This is a genomic window from Brotocaccenecus cirricatena (assembly GCF_020687045.1).
Taxonomy (GTDB): Bacteria; Bacillota; Clostridia; order Oscillospirales; family Oscillospiraceae; genus Vescimonas; species Vescimonas cirricatena.
Window position 1 is genome coordinate 57,108 of sequence record NZ_JAJEPW010000010.1, and the last position, 19,852, is coordinate 76,959.

22 protein-coding genes and 1 rRNA gene are annotated in these 19,852 nt (G+C 64.8%); 21 read left to right on the forward strand and 2 right to left on the reverse strand.

What is annotated here, in order from left to right; translation table 11 throughout:
• From LKD37_RS05250 to rsgA, 20 genes are all read left to right on the forward strand, one after another.
• Positions 1–696 (forward strand): ATP-binding protein, encoded by a 696-nt coding sequence (locus tag LKD37_RS05250; protein ID WP_302928228.1) that lies wholly within the window; start codon positions 1–3, stop codon positions 694–696.
• A 94-nt stretch (positions 697–790) separates the two neighbouring features.
• Entirely contained in the window at positions 791–1,042 is a 252-nt protein-coding gene (locus tag LKD37_RS05255; protein WP_302928229.1) for a putative Se/S carrier protein, read from the forward strand.
• Positions 1,039–2,178 carry an aminotransferase class V-fold PLP-dependent enzyme gene (locus tag LKD37_RS05260; protein ID WP_302928230.1) on the forward strand — a complete coding sequence of 380 codons (1,140 nt, stop codon included), beginning with the start codon at positions 1,039–1,041 and terminating at the stop codon, positions 2,176–2,178. The genes LKD37_RS05255 and LKD37_RS05260 overlap by 4 nt, the downstream gene beginning before the upstream one ends.
• Positions 2,179–2,260: 82 nt before the next feature.
• Positions 2,261–3,157: a diadenylate cyclase CdaA gene (gene cdaA / locus LKD37_RS05265; RefSeq protein WP_302928231.1), complete on the forward strand. Its 897-nt coding sequence runs from the start codon at positions 2,261–2,263 to the stop codon at positions 3,155–3,157.
• Complete coding sequence (locus tag LKD37_RS05270) at positions 3,141–4,400, forward strand: CdaR family protein (protein ID WP_302928232.1); 1,260 nt, start codon at positions 3,141–3,143, stop codon at positions 4,398–4,400. Before cdaA ends, LKD37_RS05270 begins: the two co-directional genes overlap by 17 nt.
• A gap of 35 nt (positions 4,401–4,435) precedes the next feature.
• Entirely contained in the window at positions 4,436–4,840 is a 405-nt protein-coding gene (locus LKD37_RS05275) for a SoxR reducing system RseC family protein (protein ID WP_302928233.1), read from the forward strand.
• Positions 4,840–5,727 (forward strand): DUF5685 family protein, encoded by an 888-nt coding sequence (locus LKD37_RS05280; RefSeq protein WP_302928234.1) that lies wholly within the window; start codon positions 4,840–4,842, stop codon positions 5,725–5,727. Before LKD37_RS05275 ends, LKD37_RS05280 begins: the two co-directional genes overlap by 1 nt.
• Position 5,728: 1 nt before the next feature.
• On the forward strand, positions 5,729–6,376 hold the full coding sequence (locus LKD37_RS05285) for a J domain-containing protein (RefSeq protein ID WP_302928235.1): 648 nt from the start codon (positions 5,729–5,731) through the stop codon (positions 6,374–6,376).
• A gap of 26 nt (positions 6,377–6,402) precedes the next feature.
• A complete protein-coding gene (locus LKD37_RS05290) occupies positions 6,403–7,281 on the forward strand; it encodes a YicC/YloC family endoribonuclease (RefSeq protein WP_302928236.1) in 879 nt (292 codons plus the stop codon).
• A gap of 13 nt (positions 7,282–7,294) precedes the next feature.
• Positions 7,295–7,558 (forward strand): DUF370 domain-containing protein, encoded by a 264-nt coding sequence (locus LKD37_RS05295; RefSeq protein ID WP_022177066.1) that lies wholly within the window; start codon positions 7,295–7,297, stop codon positions 7,556–7,558.
• 2 nt (positions 7,559–7,560) lie between these two features.
• Positions 7,561–8,157 (forward strand): guanylate kinase, encoded by a 597-nt coding sequence (gene gmk / locus LKD37_RS05300; protein ID WP_302928237.1) that lies wholly within the window; start codon positions 7,561–7,563, stop codon positions 8,155–8,157.
• A 31-nt stretch (positions 8,158–8,188) separates the two neighbouring features.
• On the forward strand, positions 8,189–8,407 hold the full coding sequence (rpoZ, locus tag LKD37_RS05305; protein ID WP_302928239.1) for a DNA-directed RNA polymerase subunit omega: 219 nt from the start codon (positions 8,189–8,191) through the stop codon (positions 8,405–8,407).
• Between the two features lie 22 nt (positions 8,408–8,429).
• Entirely contained in the window at positions 8,430–10,859 is a 2,430-nt protein-coding gene (priA, locus tag LKD37_RS05310; protein ID WP_302928240.1) for a replication restart helicase PriA, read from the forward strand.
• An 18-nt stretch (positions 10,860–10,877) separates the two neighbouring features.
• Entirely contained in the window at positions 10,878–11,381 is a 504-nt protein-coding gene (gene def, locus LKD37_RS05315; RefSeq protein ID WP_302928241.1) for a peptide deformylase, read from the forward strand.
• A complete protein-coding gene (fmt, locus tag LKD37_RS05320; protein WP_302928242.1) occupies positions 11,378–12,298 on the forward strand; it encodes a methionyl-tRNA formyltransferase in 921 nt (306 codons plus the stop codon). The genes def and fmt overlap by 4 nt, the downstream gene beginning before the upstream one ends.
• Positions 12,295–13,635 carry a 16S rRNA (cytosine(967)-C(5))-methyltransferase RsmB gene (gene rsmB / locus LKD37_RS05325; RefSeq protein ID WP_302928243.1) on the forward strand — a complete coding sequence of 447 codons (1,341 nt, stop codon included), beginning with the start codon at positions 12,295–12,297 and terminating at the stop codon, positions 13,633–13,635. The genes fmt and rsmB overlap by 4 nt, the downstream gene beginning before the upstream one ends.
• A gap of 14 nt (positions 13,636–13,649) precedes the next feature.
• Entirely contained in the window at positions 13,650–14,681 is a 1,032-nt protein-coding gene (gene rlmN, locus LKD37_RS05330) for a dual-specificity RNA methyltransferase RlmN (protein ID WP_302928253.1), read from the forward strand.
• Positions 14,678–15,400 carry a Stp1/IreP family PP2C-type Ser/Thr phosphatase gene (locus LKD37_RS05335; RefSeq protein ID WP_302928244.1) on the forward strand — a complete coding sequence of 241 codons (723 nt, stop codon included), beginning with the start codon at positions 14,678–14,680 and terminating at the stop codon, positions 15,398–15,400. Before rlmN ends, LKD37_RS05335 begins: the two co-directional genes overlap by 4 nt.
• A 16-nt stretch (positions 15,401–15,416) precedes the next feature.
• Entirely contained in the window at positions 15,417–17,339 is a 1,923-nt protein-coding gene (gene pknB, locus LKD37_RS05340) for a Stk1 family PASTA domain-containing Ser/Thr kinase (protein WP_302928245.1), read from the forward strand.
• Positions 17,336–18,217: a ribosome small subunit-dependent GTPase A gene (rsgA, locus tag LKD37_RS05345; protein ID WP_302928246.1), complete on the forward strand. Its 882-nt coding sequence runs from the start codon at positions 17,336–17,338 to the stop codon at positions 18,215–18,217. Before pknB ends, rsgA begins: the two co-directional genes overlap by 4 nt.
• Before the next feature lie 39 nt (positions 18,218–18,256).
• On the opposite strand, the gene LKD37_RS05350 is transcribed toward rsgA, so the two are convergent.
• Together LKD37_RS05350 and LKD37_RS05355 are read right to left on the reverse strand one after the other, a co-directional pair.
• Positions 18,257–18,520, reverse strand: a complete 264-nt coding sequence (locus tag LKD37_RS05350) for a hypothetical protein (RefSeq protein WP_302928247.1) — start codon at positions 18,518–18,520, stop codon at positions 18,257–18,259.
• 24 nt (positions 18,521–18,544) lie between these two features.
• On the reverse strand, positions 18,545–19,225 hold the full coding sequence (locus LKD37_RS05355; protein WP_302928248.1) for a YjjG family noncanonical pyrimidine nucleotidase: 681 nt from the start codon (positions 19,223–19,225) through the stop codon (positions 18,545–18,547).
• Between the two features lie 567 nt (positions 19,226–19,792).
• On the opposite strand from LKD37_RS05355, the gene LKD37_RS05360 reads away from it, so the two are divergent.
• Positions 19,793–19,852, forward strand: a 16S ribosomal RNA gene (locus LKD37_RS05360); the annotation flags it as partial.

The following is a 19,852-nucleotide window of genomic DNA, read 5'->3' on the forward strand; positions in this document are numbered from 1 at the left end:
ATGATTCGCAGGATCATTCACATAGACCAGGACAAGTGCAACGGCTGCGGGGCCTGCGCCAGGGCCTGCCACGAGGGCGCCATCGACATGGTGGACGGCAAGGCTAAGCTCATGCGGGAGCACTACTGCGACGGGCTGGGGGACTGCCTGCCGGCCTGTCCCACCGGGGCCATTACCTTTGAGGAGCGGGAGGCCCCCGCCTATGACGAGGCGGCGGTGAAGGCGGCTCAGGCCGCCAGGAACCGGCCCCATACCGGCTGCCCCGGCGCGGCCATCCGCCAGCTGGCCCACAAAAAGCCCGCCGCCCCGGCACCCGGCCGGGAGACGGAGAGCCAGCTGACCAACTGGCCGGTGCAGATCAAGCTGGTCCCCACCCGCGCCCCGTATTTCGAGGGGGCGGAGCTGCTGATCGCGGCGGACTGCACGGCCTTCACCTATGCCGACTTCCACAGCCGGTTCCTGGCGGGCCGGGTATGCCTCATCGGCTGCCCCAAGCTGGACGGCGTGGACTACACCGAGAAGCTGGCGGAGATCCTCCGCAGCAACAACATCCGCTCCGTGACGGTGCTGCGGATGGAGGTGCCCTGCTGCGGCGGGCTGGAGATGGCCGCCCGGCGGGCCCTGGAGCAGTGCGGCCGGGACCTGCCCTGGCAGGTGTGCACCGTCCACATCGACGGTACGGTGACGAAAAACTGAAAAGCCGCAACAAGTGCGCCCCGGTTCTGCCGGGGCGCTTTTATGCACCTGCGGGGCGCGGCGGGCATAGACTGCCCTGTGAGGAGGTATATGCATGGACCATGAACTTTTGCTGGCCCGCTCCATCACACAGGCTCAGCACATGGTGCGCTCCCTTGGCGGCTGCGGCATCCGGAGCGCGCTGATGCGCGCCCCTGTGGGACTGACGGACCGGGGCTGCGCCTATGGGGTGCGGCTGCGGCCCGGGACGCTGGAGCAGGCGCTGTCTTGTCTGAAATCGGCGGGGATTACGCCCCTGGCCGTTTATCATCATACGCAGGAGGGGTATCGGGAGGCGGCGCAATGATCTATTTCGACGCCGGGGCCACCACCCTGGAAAAACCCGCCGCCGTGGGCCGGGCCATGGCCCGGGCGGCACACACCATGAGTTCCCCGGGCCGGGGGAGCTATCCGGCCTCCCACCTGGCCGAGGAGACGGCCTATCTGTGCCGCCAGGAGGCGGCGGAGCTGCTGGGGGTCCCCCAGCCGGAAAACGTCGTCATCACCGGAAGCGCCACCCATGGCCTGAACCTGGCCATCCGGTCTTTGCTGGGTCCCGGGGACCGGGTGGTGATCTCCGGATATGAGCACAACGCCGTCACCCGGCCCCTGCACGCCATCCCGGGGCTTTCCGTGACGGTGATCGACACGCCGCCCTTCCGGCCGGACCTGGCGGCGGAGGAATTTTGCCGGGCCATCCGGCAGAAGCGGCCCCGGGCCGTGATCTGCACCCACGTTTCCAACGTGTTTGGGGCGGTGCTGCCGGTGGAGGACATCGCCCGATGCTGCCGGGAGACGGATACGCCCCTGATCGTGGACGCCTCCCAGTCGGCGGGGGTGCTGCCGGTGGACCTGGCCGGGTGGGGGGCGGCCTTTGTGGCCATGCCCGGTCACAAGGGTCTGTACGGCCCCCAGGGCACGGGACTGCTGCTGTGCGGGGCGGAGGGGAAGCCCCTGCTCTACGGCGGCACCGGCAGTATGTCCCGCCTGCAGGATATGCCCCCGGACCTGCCGGACCGGCTGGAGCCCGGGACCCACAATATGCCGGGTATCGCGGGACTGCTGGAGGGCATCCGGTTCGTCCGGCGGCAGGGGGTGGAGAGCATCGCCGCCCGGGAGCGGCAGGTGGCCCTGCGGGCCGCCCGGGGTCTGGAGAGTCTGCCGGGGGTCCGGGTGCTCCGGGACGGGGACTTCCGGAACCAGACCGGCGTGGTGTCCTTCGTGACGGAGGGCCGGGACTGCGAGGCGGTGGGGGAGGCCCTGGCCCGGCGGGGCATCGCCCTGCGGGCGGGGCTTCACTGCGCGCCCCTGGCCCATCGCACGGCAGGGACTCTGGACACCGGCACCCTGCGGCTCAGCGCGTCTTTTTTCAACACCTTGGACCAGGCGGACCGCCTGGTGTGGGCCGTGTCCCGGGTGCTTCGTGAAAATGTAGAGCTTTGACAGACGTTTTTGTTGCATTTTCCCAATAAATTTTATATAATGTAAAATACGTATTGGTATGTGCAAGGAAGGGACGCCTGAAATGGAAGCAATTGTATCTGTATTGGAGCGGGCCGGGTGGTATTTGTCGCTGATCCGGCCCATGGATGTGCTGGACGTGGCCATTATCGCCTATCTGGTGTATAAGACCCTCTGTCTGGTGCGCAGCACCCGGGCGGAGAATATCCTCAAGGGCGTGGCGATCTTTCTGGTGGCCCTGTGGCTGTCGTCCCCGGCGGCCCTGAATCTGCGGGGCGTGAACTATATCCTCAGCCACATGGTGGAGTGGGGCGTTCTGGCCCTGATCATCCTGTTCCAGCCGGAGATCCGCCAGCTGCTGGAGAAGGTGGGCAGCCGGAACATCCGCCTGCTGCGCATTTTCCAGCCGGAGCAGCAGTCCACTGAGCTGGAGCGGGCCATCGACCAGACCGTGGCGGCCTGCACCGACATGGCCAAGACCCGCACGGGGGTGCTGATCGTGTTCGAGCGGAAGCTGCTGCTGGACGAGATCGTCCGCAGCGGCACCACCCTGGACGCGGCGGTGTCCAGCGAACTGCTGAAGAACATCTTCTTCGTGAAGGCCCCCATGCACGACGGCGCCGTTATCATCCGGCAGGGCCGGATCCTGGGCGCCGGGTGCATGCTGCCGCTGTCCAAGAACGTGAATCTCAGCCGGGACCTGGGCATGCGCCACCGGGCGGGCATTGGCATGAGCGAAAATTCCGACGCGGTGGTGGTCATCGTGTCGGAGGAGACAGGCTCTATCTCCGTGGCCATCGGCGGAATGCTGAAGCGGCACCTGATGCCGGAGACGCTCCGGCAGCTGCTGCGCAACGAGCTGATGCCCCAGCCGGAGGAGGAGCCGGACAAGCCCCGCCTGTCCCTGCGGGAGCTGCTGCACGCCCATAGAAAGGGGGAGCAGAATGGAAACCAAGACTAACACCAACCAGAATCCCGACAAGAGCCGCAAGGTTATCCGCATCGTCATCTCCATCTTAGTGGCCATCGCCCTGTGGGTCTATGTGGGCCGGGGGCTTTCCGTGGAGGTGACCATGAAGGTCAACAACGTCCCCGTGGAGTTTTCCGGCGAGGACACCAGCCTGGCCGAAAAGAACCTGATGCTGCTGTCGGGCTATGACACCACCATCGACCTGGTGCTCAAGGGCCCCAGCAGCGAGCTGTTCAAGCTGGACAAGAGCAAGGTCCGCATCGTGGCGGACACCAGCACCATTCAGGAGACCGGGCAGCAGACCCTGTCGTACCAGGTGTACTTCCAGGACGACATCCAGCGCAGCAAAATTTCCGTGGATCACGCCAGCGCCTACAGCGTCACCGTTACCGTGGGCGAGATGGACAGCAAGACCGTGCCCATCCGCTGCGACATCGTGGGCAGCACCGCCAAGGGCTTCACCGCCGGGGAGCTGACCCTGGATCCGGCGGAGCTGAACCTGCGGGGCCAGCGGGACGATCTGCTGAACATCGCCTATGCCAAGGTGACCCTGGACATTTCCGGCGCCGACCGCACCGTGGTCCAGGCCCTGGAGTGGGAGCTGTATGACTATAACGACATCAAGATCGACAACCCCGCCGTCCGCTCCAAGGTGAAGACCGTGCAGGCTACCCTGCCGGTAAAGACCTCCAAGGAGGTGGATCTGGTGGTCAACTTCGTCCCCGCCGCCGGGTCCACTCTGGACACGATACAGTATACCGTGTCCCCGGACAAGGTGACCCTGGTGGGCGAGAAGGACGTGCTGGACACCATCGACGCCATCGTGCTGGACACCCTGTACCTGCAGGACCTCCAGCCCTCCCAGAGCCTGACCTACAGCGTCACCGCCCCGGAGGGTACCACCCTGGCGGAGAACGTGGGCCCGGTCACCGTGACCATCGTGGTCACGGGGGTCACGGAGCGCAATGTCACCGTGACGGCCTTCAACTGCGAAAACGTGCCGGAGGGCTTTTCCGCCGTGCCGGTGACCGAGAGCCTGAACATCCTCCTGCGGGGCCTGGAGAGCGAGATGGCCCAGATCACCGCAGAGGACCTGCGCATTACCGTGGACCTCAGCGGTATCACGGAGCCGGGGGTCCACACGGTGCCGGTGACGGTGCAGGTGGCCAACTACGCCAACGTGGGCGTCAAGGGCTCGTATCAGATCGTGGTGGACGTGGAGCGTCTGCCGTAACAGAGATTTTTCCCCAAGCGAAAGGACTGAGCAAAATGACACAAGTGGCAACTGTTGAAAAGATCCTTCGGGACGGATATGTGCAGATCTCCGTGCCCCGCAAGTCCGCCTGCGGACACGACTGCGAGGAGTGCGCCGGATGCGGCATGACCGGGGCCTCCGTCTATGCCGAGGCCCGGGACCCCGTGGGGGTCCGCCCCGGAGACAAGGTGGTGGTGGAAAGCTCCACCCGGGCTATCCTGGCGGTGACCTGGCTGGTATATATGCTGCCGGTGGTGTTTTTCCTGCTGGGCTACTTCCTGTCGGCGGGGCTGACGGAGGGCTGGCGCTATGCCGTGGCCATTGCGGCGGCGGCGGTGTCGTTTATCCCCATCAAGCTGTATGACGGCTATGCCCGGAAGCGGGACACCCTGACCTATACCATCGTCCGGGAGTTCTGATGTTCGGTTATGTGCGGCCGTCGGACGGACATCTGACGGCGGAGGACAAGCAGCGGTTCCAGGCGGCCTACTGCGGCCTATGCCGCAGCCTGGGCCGGAGATACGGCCTGGCGGCCCGGATGATCCTGAATTATGACCTAGCCTTTCTGGCCATGCTGCTGTCCCGGGAGCCGGAGTGCCCCACGGCGCACTGCCGGTGCCCGGCCCACCCCATCCGGGGCTGCGACGCCCTGGAGCCTCAGTCCGCCTTCGACACCGCGGCGGACCTGAGCGTGATCCTCACCTGGTGGCAGCTGACCGACGGCGTGGCGGACCACGGCTTTTTCCGGGGGCTGCCGTACCGCGCGGCGCTGCTGGCCCTGGGCCGGGCGTATCGGAAGGCCCGGGCCAGGCGGCCCGGCTTCGATGAGCGGACCCGGGCCCACCTGGAGGAGCTGGCCCGGCTGGAAGGGGAGAGGTGCCCCTCCATGGACCGGGCGGCGGACGCCTTTGCGGCGCTGCTGGCCGGTGCGGCGGAGGAGGAGCCGGACCCGGTGCGCCGCCGGGTGCTGGAGCAGCTGCTGTACCACCTGGGTCGCTGGATCTATCTGGTGGACGCGGCGGACGACCTGAAAAAAGACGTGAAGTCCGGCAGCTATAACCCACTGGTGTACCGATTTCACGCCGAGTGCGGCACGCTGACGGCGGAGGACCGGGCGGCCCTGGCCGCCACCCTGGACAGCTCCGTCCGGGCTATGGCCGCCGCCTTTGAACTGGCGGATTTCGGCCCCTGGCGGGCCATTATCGAGAGTGTTGTATACGAGGGCCTGTACGCGGTGGGCGCGGCGGTGCTGAACGGCACTTTCCGCAAAGGACACAGAAGAAAACAACGAAAGGCAGGCGCCTGATATGCGCGATCCCTATCAGGTGCTGGGCATCCCCAGCACCGCCACAGACGAAGAAGTGAAGAAAGCCTACCGGAACCTGGCCCGGAAATACCACCCCGACAACTACCACGACAATCCCTTAGAGGACCTGGCCCAGGAGCGGATGAAGGAGATCAACGAGGCCTACGAGACCATCCGCAATCAGCGCAAGGCCGCCCAGTCCGGCGGCCAGAGCGGCTACGGCGCGGGGTACAATCCCGGCTACGGCGCGGGGTACAATCCCGGCTACAGCGGCGCCTACGGCGCTGCGTGGCAGCGGATCCGCCTGGCTATCTCCCAGGGGAACCTGAACCTGGCGGAGGAGCTGCTCAACGCCCAGACGGATCACAACGGGGAGTGGAACTTCCTGAAGGGGGCCGTGTGCTATAAGCGGGGCTGGATGGACGAGGCCCGGCGCTATTACGAGACGGCGGTGCAGATGGACCCGGGCAATGCGGAATATCAGCGGGCCCTGGATATGATAAACGGAAACGGCGCGGCGTACCGCCCCAACGGGTACGGGCATGTGTCCACCGGCAGCTGTGCCGGGGACAACTGCACCAGCCTCTGCGCCGCCTGCGCCTGCATGAACTGCCTGTTTGGCGGCGGCGGATACTATTTCTGCTGCTGAGGGACGATAGATAGGAGGAGTTTACATTGGTCAAAAGCATGACCGGCTACGGCCGGGCCAGAGAGACCCTGCACCAGCGGGACATCACCGTGGAGGTGCGCTCTGTCAACAACCGCTTTCTGGACTGCACGGTGAAAATGCCCCGCGCCTACGTATTTGCCGAGGACGCCGTGAAGGCCCATGTCCGGGCCGCTGTGTCCCGGGGCAAGGTGGACGTGTTCGTCACCATCGATGCCAGCGCCGCGGACGTGTCCGTGGTGACGGTGAACCAGCCCCTGGCCCGGGGCTATTACCAGGCCCTGACCCAGCTGAGGGATATGTTCTCCCTGGAGGGGGAGATCACGCCCATGGCTCTGGCCAAGCTGCCGGATGTGCTGACGGTGTCCAAGGCCGAGGAGGACCTGGAAACCGTGGCCGCCGATATCTGCCGGGTGCTGGACCAGGCCCTGGCCGCCTATAACGATATGCGGGCCGTGGAGGGCCGCCGCCTGGCGGAGGATATTGCGGGCCGCCTGGTGACCATCGAGACCGCCGTGGGCCGGGTGGAGCGGCAGTCGCCCCAGACCGTGTCCGCCTATCGGGAGCGGCTGGAGAAGAAAATGCGGGAGGTGCTGGCCTCCACCACCATCGACGAGGGGCGCATCCTCACCGAGGCCGCCATCTTCGCCGACAAGGTGGCCGTGGACGAGGAGACCGTCCGCCTGCGCAGCCATGTGGCCCAGCTGCGGACCATGCTGCAGGCCCAGCGGCCCACCGGCAAGGACATGGACTTCCTGATGCAGGAGTTCAACCGCGAGTGCAACACCATCGGCTCCAAGTGCAACGACCTGGCCGTGACCCAGGACGTGGTGGCCATGAAGGCTGAGGTGGAGAAGATCCGCGAGCAGGTGCAGAACATCGAGTAAGGGAGGGACCGCTGTGCAGCTGGTGAATATCGGCTTCGGCAATCTGGTGTCCGTGGGACGGCTCATCGCCGTGGTGAGCCCGGATTCCGCCCCCATCAAGCGGCTGATCCAGGAGTCCCGGGACCGGGGTATGCTCATTGATGCCACCTACGGCCGCAAAACGGCGGCGGTGCTGGTGATGGACAGCGACCATGTGGTGCTCTCCGCCCTGCCGGCGGAGAAGCTGGGCCCCCGCCTGGGCCTGTCGGCGGAGGATTTCATGCAGGAGGAGATCTGATTTTGGAAAAGCAAGGCAAAATATTCATTCTTTCCGGCCCGTCCGGGTGCGGAAAGGGCACGGTGCTCAAAAGCGCCATGAGGGAGCATCCGGATATGTTTCTGTCCGTGTCTGCCACCACCCGCGGACCCCGCCAGGGTGAGATAGACGGTGTACACTATCACTTCATCGACGACGACGCATTCCTGAAGATGATCGACCGGGATCAGCTGCTGGAGCACGCGGGCTATGCCGGGAATTTTTACGGCACCCCCCGCATCCCCGTGGACGAGGCCCTGGATCAGGGCCGGGACGTGATGCTGGAGATCGACGTGCAGGGGGCCCAGCAGGTTTATGCCAAGCGGCCCGACGCCGTGCGCATCTTCCTGGCTCCGCCCTCCTGGTCGGAGCTGGAGCGCCGCCTGGTGAACCGGGGCACCGACTCCGCCGACAAGATTCGCCAGCGGCTGACCCGGGCCCGGGACGAGATGGCCCTGGCCGTGGATTACGACTATTTCATCATCAACGACGACGTGGAGCGCGCCGCCGCTGAGCTCAATGATATCTTCCGCGTGGAGCACTTCAAGCCCGCCGAGCGGATGCATTTGGTCAAGGATTAACAATTTTTCTCAAAAGGAAGGTAATGCTATTATGATGCTCTATCCCGCTATGAACAAGCTGACCCAGTACATTCCCAACCGCTATATGATGGTGAACGTGGTGGCCCGCCGGGCCCGCCAGATCGCTATCGAGGCCCAGCGCCACGACGAGCCCCTGGACGAGAAGCCCGTGACCCTGGCCATCAACGAGGTGGCCGAGGGCCGCTTCGATGCCAAGTCCATCGACACCGCCATTTCCGACGAGGCGTGACGGGACAGAAGGGGGAATCGCCATGCCGCAGATCGCCAAGGTGGCTGTGGCGGCGGCAACCTATGCCATTGACAAGCCCTATGACTATCTGATCCCCCAGGGGACGGACATCGCCGTGGGCATGCGGGTGCTGGCGCCCTTCGGGCGGGGCAACCGCGTCAGCGAGGGGGTCGTGCTGGCCCTGGGGCAGGGGGTGCCGGACAAACCCATCAAGCCCATCCGGTCCGTGGTGGACCGGGAGCCCGTCATCACGGACCGGGAGATCCGCCTGGCCCTGTGGATGCGGGAGCGGTATTTCTGCACGTTTTACGACGCCATCCGCACCATCCTGCCCGCCGCTGTGTGGTATAGCTATCGGGAGATGTGGTCCCTGACCGGGGAGCCCCTGCCGGAGGACCTGTCGGAGCGGGAGACGGCGGCCTGCCGCCTGCTGCAGGACGGCCCCATGGAGCGGGACGACCTGTGCGCCGCCCTGGGGGAAACCGGAGGGCGGGTGCTGTCGGCCCTGAAAAAGCGGGGACTGCTGCAGATGGAGCCCCAGGGCTCCCGGAAGGTCCAGGACCGGGTGGTGCAGATCGCCTGCCTGGCCCTGGAGCCGGAGGAGGCCCTGGAGCGGATGGAGCGGAAGAAAAAATCCGCCGCCCGGCAGTATGACGCCGTGGCCTTCCTGGCCAAATACGGCGACGCCGTGGTGCAGGAGTTGTGCTACTACACCGGCGTGTCCCGGCAGGGCATCAGGAGCCTGGAGCGGGCGGGGCTGGTGTCCCTGCGCAGCCAGGAGGAGTACCGCATCTCCCGCCGGGACTATGACGCGGCGGCGGAGGAGATCACCCTCAACGATGAGCAGCAGCGGGCCTATGACGAGATCCTGGCCCAGTGCCGCGATGGCCGCCCCGGCGTCACCCTTTTGCAGGGGGTCACCGGCAGCGGCAAGACCCTGGTGTATATCCGGCTGGCCCAGACCCTGCTGGCCCAGGGCCGGTCCGTGATGATCCTGGTGCCGGAAATCGCCCTGACGCCCCAGATGATGGCGCGGTTTTCCGCCTACTTCGGGGACCAGGTGGCCCTGCTGCACAGCGGCCTGCGGCTGACGGAGCGATACGACCAGTGGAAGCGCATCCGCCGGGGAGAGGCACACATCGTGCTGGGTACCCGGTCGGCTGTGTTCGCCCCGCTGGAGAACCTGGGGCTGATCATCCTGGACGAGGAGCAGGAGAGCTCCTACGAATCCGAAAATCCCCCCTGCTATCACGCAAGGGATATTGCCAAATACCGCTGCTTCCGGGAAAACGCCCGGCTCTTACTGGGTTCGGCCACCCCCACGGTGGAAACGGCGTATTACGCCCGCCGGGGGGACTATCAGCTGGCGCTGCTGCGGCGGCGCTACAACGCCCACCGGATGCCCCGGGTGATCCTGGCGGATATGCGCCGGGAGCTGCGGGACGGCAACGCCGGCTGCATCAGCCGGGAGCTGGCCCGGGAGCTGGAGAAGAATCTGGAGGCCGGGGAGCAGAGCATCCTGTTTCTCAACCGCCGGGGCAGCAGCCGGGAGCTGCTGTGCCCCCAGTGCGGCTATGTGCCCCAGTGCCCCCGGTGCAGCGTGTATCTGACCTATCACTCCGCCAACGGGCGGATGATGTGCCACTACTGCGGCTATTCCGAAAAAAGCAGTGAAGCCTGCCCGGAGTGCGGCGGCGCCATGAAGCACATCGGCGTGGGTACCCAGCGGGCGGAGGAGGAGCTGCACGCCCTGTTCCCGGAGGCAGAAATCCTCCGCATGGACGCCGACACCGTCAGCCAGGGACATGAGAAGATCCTCCGGGATTTCCAGGTGCGGCGGGTGCCCATCCTGCTGGGGACCCAGATGGTGGCCAAGGGACTGGACTTTGCCAATGTGACGCTGGTAGGCGTCCTGGCGGCGGATATGTCTCTGTATGTGGACCACTACCGGGCCTCGGAGCGGACCTTCAGCCTGCTGACCCAGGTGGTGGGCCGGGCCGGACGGGGGGACAAGCCCGGCCGGGCGGTGATCCAGACCTACACCCCCCAGAACGACGTGATCCTGGCCGCAGCGGACCAGGACTATGATCGGTTTTACGACGGCGAGATCCGCCTGCGGCAGCTGCGGCGGGACCCGCCCTTTGCCGACCAGTTTTTCATCACCGTCACCGGCCCCGAGGAGGGCCCGGTGCGCCGGGCCGCCGCCGGTCTGCGGGACGGACTGCGTTCCGCCGCCGGGCAGGAGCCCTATCGCGGCATGGCCCTGGATATCCTGGGCCCGGCCCCGGCTCCCGTGGTGAAGGTCAACAACCGCTACCGCTACCGGGTAACGGTGATCGGCCGCAACGACAAGACCCTGCGGGGCCTGCTGTCGGCGTTTATGAAGGAGTTTTCCCGGCGGCCGGAGCACAAAGCGCTGCATATTTACACCGATTGTAATCTGATGGACTGATAAAAGAGGTATACGACCATGGCTTTGAGAAAAATCGTATTGCAGGGGGAGCCCTGCCTGACCAAGGTGTGCCGCCCGGTGACGGAGTTCAACGGCAGGCTTCACACCCTGCTGGACGACCTGAAGGACACGCTGCTGGACTCCGGCGGTGTGGGCCTGGCCGCGCCCCAGGTGGGCATTCTGCGCCGGGTGTGCGTGGTGATGAACGAGGATGACGAGATCATCGAGCTGGTGAACCCCGAGATCATCGCCACCGACGGCGAACAGACCGGGCTGGAGGGCTGCCTCAGCGTGCCCGGAAAGTTCGGCATTGTGACCCGGCCTTACACGGTGCGGGTCCGGGCCCAGGACCGGGACGGCGCATTTTTCGAGGTGGAGGACGAGGCCCTGACGGCCCGCTGCTTCTGCCACGAGATCGAGCATCTGGACGGTCATCTGTTCGTGGAGCGCACGGACCATCTGCTGACCGAGGAGGAGCTGGAGGAGTATATCCAGCAGGAAGAGGGAGACGACGAGGAGTGAGGATCCTGTTTATGGGCACGCCGGATTTCGCGGTGGCGTCCCTGAAGCGGCTGGTGGAGGACGGGCACGAGATCTGCGGCGTGTTCACCCAGCCGGACCGCCCCAAAAACCGGGGGCATAAGCTGGCTTTTTCGCCGGTGAAGGAATACGCCCTGTCCCAGGGGCTGTCCGTGTATCAGCCCACGAAAATGCGGGACGGCACGGCCCTGGCCCTGGTGCGGGAGCTGCATCCGGAGCTGATCGTGGTGGCGGCCTATGGCCGCATCCTGCCGGAGGACATTCTGAACACCCCACCTTACGGCTCCATCAACGTCCATTCGTCCCTGCTGCCCAAATACCGGGGGGCGGCTCCCATCAACTGGGCCATCCTCAACGGCGAGAGGGAGACCGGCGTGACCATCATGTACATGGCCAAGGAGCTGGATGCCGGGGACATTCTGCATGTGCTGAAAACCGATATCGACCCCCAGGAGGACGCCCAGACGCTGACGGCGCGGCTGGCGGAGCTGGGGGCCCAGGCGCTGTCCGAAACTGTGGAACAGCTTCGTGCCGGAACCGCTCACCGCACGGTTCAGGACCACAGCGCCTATACCTACGCCCCCATGCTCACCAAGGACATGGGCATCATCGACTGGACAAAGCCCGCCGGGCATATCCATAACCAGGTCCGGGGCCTGATTCCCTGGCCCTGCGCCTCCACGGAGCTGGGCGGGGCCACGGTGAAGGTGTTCCGCACGGAGGTCCTGGGCGAGACCGGGAAAGCCCCCGGCGCCGTGGCGGCCGCCGGAAAGGCGGGCATCGACGTGGCCTGCGGCGACGGACATCTGCTGCGGATTCTGGAGCTGCAGCCCCAGGGGGGCCGCCGGATGGCGGCGGCGGACTATCTGCGGGGCCATCCCCTGCAGGTGGAGGCATGAGCCCCCGGGAGAAGCGCAGCGCCCGGGACGTGGCTCTGGATGCGCTGATGCAGGTGGACAAGGCCAACGCCTGGTCCGATGAGGCCCTGCGCCGTCTGATCGCCCAAAACGGGCTGGACAGCCGGGACGCGGCCTTTGCCACCCGCCTGTGCTATGGGGTGATGCAGAACCGGATGCTGCTGGACTACTACATCGGCTGCTGGTGCGCCCAGAAGCCGGAGCGGCTGGAGCCGGTGATCCGCAGCATCCTGCGCATCGGCGGCTATCAGATATTGTTTATGGACCGGGTGCCCCACCGGGCCGCCGTCAACGAGGCGGTGGAGATGACCCGCCGCCACGGGCGGCCCAAGGCCGCCGGTATGGTCAACGCCGTGCTGCGGCGGTTTGTGGAGCACTGGATGGATATGCCGGACCTGCCCAAGGGGTCCACGGCGGACTATCTCTCCCTGCAGTACAGCCATCCCAAGTGGCTGGTGCTGCGGCTGCTGGACCTGATCGGCCCCGACGAGACCCAGGAGTTCCTGCGGTTGGACAACGACGCCGTTCCCACCTGCATCCAGGTGAACCCCCTGAAAACCACGGCGGAGGACCTGGAGCGGGAGCTGCGGGGCGACGGCGTCACCGTGGAGCCCCACCCCTGGCTGGAGGGCTGCCTGGAGATCACCGGCACCGGGGATCTGCGCAGCCTGCCCGCCTTCCGGGAGGGACGGTTCCTGGTCCAGGACGCGGCGGCCCGTCTGGCCGCTATGGCGGCCTCCGCCGCTCCGGGGGACCGGGTGCTGGACGTGTGCGCCGCACCGGGGGGAAAATCCTTCTCCATGGCCATGGACATGGGCGACCGGGGGCAGATCCTGTCCTGCGATGTCCATCCCTATAAGGTGAAGCTCATCGAAAGCGGCGCACAGCGCCTGGGCCTGACCTGCATCCGCGCGGCCGCCGCCGACGCCCGGGAGAAGCACGCCGCCTGGGAGGGGCAGGCCGACGTGGTCATGGCCGACGTGCCCTGTTCGGGGCTGGGGATCATCCGGAAAAAGCCGGATATCCGCTATAAGAACCCCAAGGAGCTGGCCCAGCTGCCGCTGGTGCAGCGGGCCATCCTGGAAAACGCCTCCGGCTATGTGCGCCCCGGCGGCACGCTGGTGTATTCCACCTGCACGGTGCTGCCGGAGGAGAACGAGGACGTCACCGGAGATTTCCTGGACAAGCACCCGGAATTTGAGCCGGTGCGGACGGCGTTTCCGCTGCCGGTGGGACCCTGCCCGGGGCAGGTGACCCTGTGGCCCCAGCGCCACGGCACCGACGGGTTTTATATCTGCCGGATGCGCAGAAAGGACTGAGCAAATTGACGGACATGCGATGTATGACGGAGGAGGAGATCACCCGGGTCCTGCGGGATATGGGACAGCCTGCTTTCCGGGGCAAGCAGGTGTTCACCTGGCTGCACCGGGGGGTGCGCTCCTTCGACGAAATGAGCAATCTATCCAAACCCCTGCGCCAGCAGCTGGCCCAGGCGTACACCATCTCCGTGCCAACCGTGGCCCGGAAGCAGGAATCCCGGCTGGACGGCACCATAAAATACCTGTGGGAGCTGCCGGACAGCAACTGCATCGAAACGGTGCTGATGCAGTATCACCACGGCAATACCGTGTGCATCTCCTCCCAGGTGGGCTGCCGCATGGGCTGCGCCTTCTGCGCCAGCACCGTGGCCGGAAAGGTCCGGGACCTGACCGCCGGGGAGATGCTGGACCAGGTGCTGTTTACCCAGCTGGATTCCGGCCGGGAGATCTCCAATATCGTGCTGATGGGTATTGGAGAGCCCCTGGACAACCGGGACAACGTGCTGCGCTTTCTGCGGCTGGTGAACCATCCCGACGGGCTGAACATCGGCATGCGCCATATCAGCCTGTCCACCTGCGGCGTGGTGCCGGGGATCGATGCCCTGGCGGAGGAGGACCTGCAGCTGACGCTGTCGGTGTCCCTCCACGCGCCGGACAGCGAGACCCGGTCCCGGATCATGCCGGTGAACCGGGCCTGGGACGTGGAGGAGCTGTTTGCCGCCTGCCACCGGTATTTTCGCCGGACCGGGCGGCGCATATCCTTTGAATACGCCATGATCGACGGGGTCAACGACCACGACTGGCAGGCGGACCTGATCGCCCGGCGCATCGCCGGTATGCCGGGCCATGTGAACCTGATCCCCCTCAACGACGTGGTGGAAAGCCCCTTCAAGCCCAGCCGCCGCATTGCGGCCTTCCAGAAGCGGCTGGAGTCCCACGGCATCACCGCCACTGTGCGGCGGAGTCTGGGCGGGGATATCGACGCCTCCTGCGGCCAGCTGCGCCGCCGCGCCATGGAGGAGAGAAAGGGGGAGGACCCTGAATGAAGCATTGGGAGATCACCGACACCGGCCTGATACGCCATGAAAATCAGGACGCCTTCGGCTTTGCCCAGCTGCCCGGCGGTTATGCGGTGGCCGTGGTGTGCGACGGCATGGGCGGCGTGGCCGGGGGCAGCATCGCCAGCACCGTGGCGGTGGAGACCTTCATCCGCACCCTGACGGAGACGTTGCACTCCGGCCACACGGACCGGGCGGTGCAGGAGGCCGTCACGGCGGCCAACGCCGCCATACGCCAGCGGGCCGCCGGTCATCCGGAGCTGAAAAGCATGGGCACCACCCTGGTGTCCGCCCTGGTGAAGGGAGATAAGGTCCTCATCAGCAATGTAGGCGACAGCCGGGCCTATCTGGCCGGAGCCGATGGCCTGCGCCAGATCAGCCGGGACCACTCCCTGGTGGAGGACATGGTGGAAAAGGGCGACCTGACCCCGGGCCAGGCCCGCAGCCACCCCCGCCGCAACCTGATCACCCGGGCCCTGGGCCCGGACCCCGCCGTGGAGGCAGACGGCTTCCCCCTGCAGTGGAAGCCCGGGGATTTCCTGCTGCTGTGCTCCGACGGCCTGGTGAACACCGTCACGGACCAGGAAATTATGTTTGAAATTCTGCATAACGGACAGCCGGAGGACTGCTTGCAGCGGCTGATGGCCATTTCCAAGCAGCGGGGTGCGCCGGACAACGTGACGGCCATCCTGCTGATGAACGACTGAAGGAGGAATTGACGATATGGATCCTTACATTGGTAAAATGCTGGATAATCGCTACGAAATACTGGAGCTGATCGGCAGGGGAGGCATGGCCAACGTCTACAAGGCCAAGTGTCACCGGCTGGACCGGCTGGTAGCGGTGAAAATCCTGCACAGCGACCTGGCCCAGAACGCCGACTTCCGCCGCCGGTTCATGGATGAGTCCCGGGCTGTGGCCCAGCTGTCCCACCCCAACATCGTGTCGGTATACGACGTGTCGTGCAGCGATGACGTGGACTACATCGTCATGGAGCTGATCGACGGCGTGACCCTGAAGCAGTATATGGAGCGCCGGGGCCAGATGGACTGGCGGGAGGCGCTGCACTTCATCACCCAGATCATGTGGGGCCTGAGCCATGCCCACAGCCGGGGCGTGATCCATCGGGACATCAAGCCCCAGAACATCATGGTCCTGCGGGACGGCAGCGTCCGGGTGGCCGACTTCGGCATCGCGTGCCTGGCTGACCAGGGGCAGACCCTGACCCAGGAGACCCTGGGCTCCGTGCACTATATCTCGCCGGAGCAGGCCCGGGGCGACCGGGTGGACGCCCGGTCCGACATCTATTCCGCCGGCGTGGTGCTGTATGAGATGCTCACCGGCAAGCTGCCCTTCCAGGGGGACTCCGCCGTGTCCGTGGCCATCCAGCACCTGAGCGCCGTGCCCAAAGCCCCCCGGGAGCTGAATCCTGATATCCCCGAGGCCCTGGAGCTGATCTGCATGAAGGCCATGTGCCCGGACATCTCCAAGCGTTACCAGACCGCCGACGCCATGCTGGACGATCTGGAGAAATTCCGCAAGGACCCCGCCGTGGACATGGACTATATCCGGGAGGACCTGAAGGCCGCCGTGGTGTGCCAGGAGCCCACCCAGCCCCTGCCCACCGACCGGGTGGCGGCGGTGAGCCGGGCCAACAGCGCCGTGGCCCAGGAAGAGGAGGACAAGAAGCACAGCCGCAAGGTGGTGGGCCTGGTCATCGGCGGGTTCGCCCTGGCCCTGGTGCTGATCTTCGTGGTGTTCAAGCTGGTTGCCGGCGGCTTTGACGCCGGTAATGGCACGGCGTCTCACCAGGTGCCGAACCTTCTGGGCAAGACCCTGGAGGAGGCCGAGGCCCTGCCCGAGGTGAAGGACATCTTCCGCATCGAGGTGCTGGGCACCAAGCCCAGCGACAAGTATGAGCCCGGCCAGATCGTGGAGCAGGACCCCGCCAGCGGCCGCAGCCGCAAGAACAACCTGGTCATCAAGGTCTATCTCTGCGCCCAGGAGGACGACACGCTGATGCCCACCGTGGTGGGCAAGGAGTTCCTGATGGCCAAGACGGAGCTGGGCAACCTGCATCTGGACCTGGATGTCCAGCGGGCGGAGGCCTATTCCCCCGACGTGCCGGAGGGCCAGGTGATGCAGAGCTCCCCCGCCGCCGGTGAGCCCCTGAACAAGGGCGACACCGTGGTGCTGACCGTCAGCAAGGGGCCGGAGACCAAGCCCCTCACCGTGCCCAATTTCGTGACCATGCACATTGACGACGCAGCCCAGCAGGCGGAGGCCCTGGGCCTGACCGTGGGCGAGCATCAGTATGAGTTCAGCGATAAGCCCGAGGGCACCGTCATCGGCCAGAGCATCCAGCAGGGCACCGAGGTGCAGTCCGGCACGCAGATCGTGTTCACCGTCAGCAAGGGCGCCAGCTCCGCTGAGCGGGTGGTGGTGTTCGACATCCCCGAGCAGTACCGCAGCGACAGCAATATGAAGATCGAGGTCATGCAGGACGGCAGCATCATCCACTCCACCTATGTGGACGGCGGCACCGCCTCCTTTACCTACACCTTCCACGGCAGCGCCGGTTCCACCTCCACCATCAAGCTGTATATCAACGGAACCGAGGCCGTGGCCCAGGAGATCACGTTTTGATCCGGGGACGCATTGAAAAGGCCCTCAGCGGGTTTTACTATGTGAACACCGGGGCGGAGACCCTGCAATGCCGGGCCCGGGGCAAGTTCCGCCGGGAGGGGATGTCCCCCCTGGTGGGGGACTGGGTCCAGGTCCGGGAGCTGGGCGGCGGCGAGGGCTTTGTGGAGGCGGTGGAGCCCCGCCGCAACGCCTTCGACCGCCCGGCGGCGGCCAACATCGACCAGCTGGTGATCATCGCCTCCGCCGCCCTGCCGGTGACGGATCCGTATCTCATCGACCGCATCAGCGCCATTGCCGCCCTGAAGGACTGCCGGGTGCTGCTGTGCCTGAATAAGTGCGACCTGGACCCGGCGGAGGAGCTGTACGGGATATACAGCGGCTCTGCCATCCGGGTGCTGCGGGTCAGCGCCGTCACCGGCCAGGGGATCGACGAGCTGCGCCGGGAGCTGGCCGGAAAGCTCAGCGCCTTCACCGGCAACTCCGGCGTGGGAAAGTCCAGCATTCTCAACGCCCTGGACCCCCGTTTTTCCCTGGCGGTGGGGGAGGTCAGCAAGGCCCTGGGCCGGGGACGGCACACCACCCGCCATGTGGAGCTGTTTTCCCTGGGGCAGGACACCTATGTCATCGACACCCCGGGCTTTGCGTCCTTTGATACCCAGGAGCTGGACCTGGAGCTGAAGGAGCACCTGCCGGAGACCTTCCCGGAGTTTGCCCCTTATGTAGGCGGCTGCCGCTTTGTGGGGTGCAGCCACACCAAGGAGAAGGGCTGCGCCGTGCTGGAGGCCGTCCATCAAGGGAAGATCCCTCGCAGCCGCCACGCCAGCTATCTGCGGCTGTATAACGAGCTGAAGGACCTGAAGGCCTGGGATAAGAAATAAAAAAATTCCTCTGCATGCTTGCAGAGGAATTTTTTTGTCTTACAGGCTGCCCTCCCGGGTATAGTGGTCATACCGCTCCTGCAGCCAGGCCTTCAGCTGCTCCACGCCCTGGTCGTCCCAGGGGAAGTCCTGCTGCTGCACGTCCTTGGCCACCTCGAAGCAGTACACGGTGTAGACCGCCGTATGCAGAAGGCCGTTGTCCTTGTCCATTTCAAAGCGATACCGGAAGTCGTCGATGTTCCCGGTATACACGAAGGCCCGCTTGAACCACCGGGGCGTCAGCTGGGAAAAGTTCGGATGCATCTGAATCACTCCTTATAAAGTCTCTCACACCAGGTCGTATAGCTGCCGCAGATCCCGAATCTCGTAGTCGATCCGCAGGTCCTCCGGCCGGGCGGCTTCCTTGGGGTTGTACCAGCAGCAGGGGAGGCCGTAGTTATTGGCTCCCCGGATGTCGCTGGACAGGGAGTCCCCCACCAGCAGGCAGTTCTCCCGGGTGATGCCATCAATGCGGGAGAAAACGTAGTCGAAGTATGCGGCACTGGGCTTGCTGGCCCCGGCCTCCTCCGAAATAAAGGCCCCGGTGATATAGGGCGCAATGGCGCTGCCCGCCAGCCGGGACCGCTGCACCGCCGCCACGGCGTTGGTGACGATGTACAGCCGGTGCTCCCGGGACAGGCCCCGGCAGACCTCCAAGGCGTGGGGCAGCAGCAGGGTGTTCTGTCCCAGCACCTGCAGGTGCAGTTCGTTGCACCGGGCCGCATCCCGATCCAGGCCCATTTCCTTCAGAAAACGCCGGAACCGCTCCACCACCAGAAAGTCCTTGGTGCACTCGCCCCGGTCAAAGGCCGCCCACATGGCGTTGTTGCACCGCTTATAGCACTGAAAGCTCTCCTCCGTGTCCGGGATGTCATATCGGGCGCACACCTCATGAAAAGCGTGCCGGTTTCCCGCGTCAAAATCAAACAATGTGTTGTCTGCGTCCAGCAGCAGATAGGGGTATTTCATGTCGTTGCTCCTGTTATTATATGGTAATAGGGAGTATATCATAACTGCGGCAAGGATGCAATAGCGGATTCATAATCCCACCTTCTGGCAGGGATAAAAAAGTTGAAAAATGCGGGAAAAAGGTGTTGACAAATGGGGAATGGGGTGGTATTCTAACAAAGCTGTCGGCGAGAGCCGCGGCGGGAACACAGAGAGCTGAAAAAAATCAAGACTTCCTGAAAAAAGTTCTTGACAAAGCGAGCTTGATGTGGTATCCTAAATAAGTCGTCTGCAAAGACGATGAACGACAAACGGTTTCAAAAAATGTGAAGAATGTCGAAAAAAGTTCTTGACAAACGAAACTGCTTGTGGTAAAATACCAACTGTTCCGCGGATGCGGAGCGTGTATCTTGTAAATTAAACAATGAACGAACAAAGCACCAGACGGGAGCGCATTGAAAGATGCGCGACTGAAAAGCTCGGACGCTGGGGTTTAGTCAATTACCCGGCGTTTGAGCAGAGTTTATGAAGCTATGGAAAATAGCTCTGTAAAATGATTAGCTCAGCGGAGACGCTGTGTTGATACGATTTATAGAGAGTTTGATCCTGGCTCAGGACGAACGCTGGCGGCGTGCTTAACACATGCAA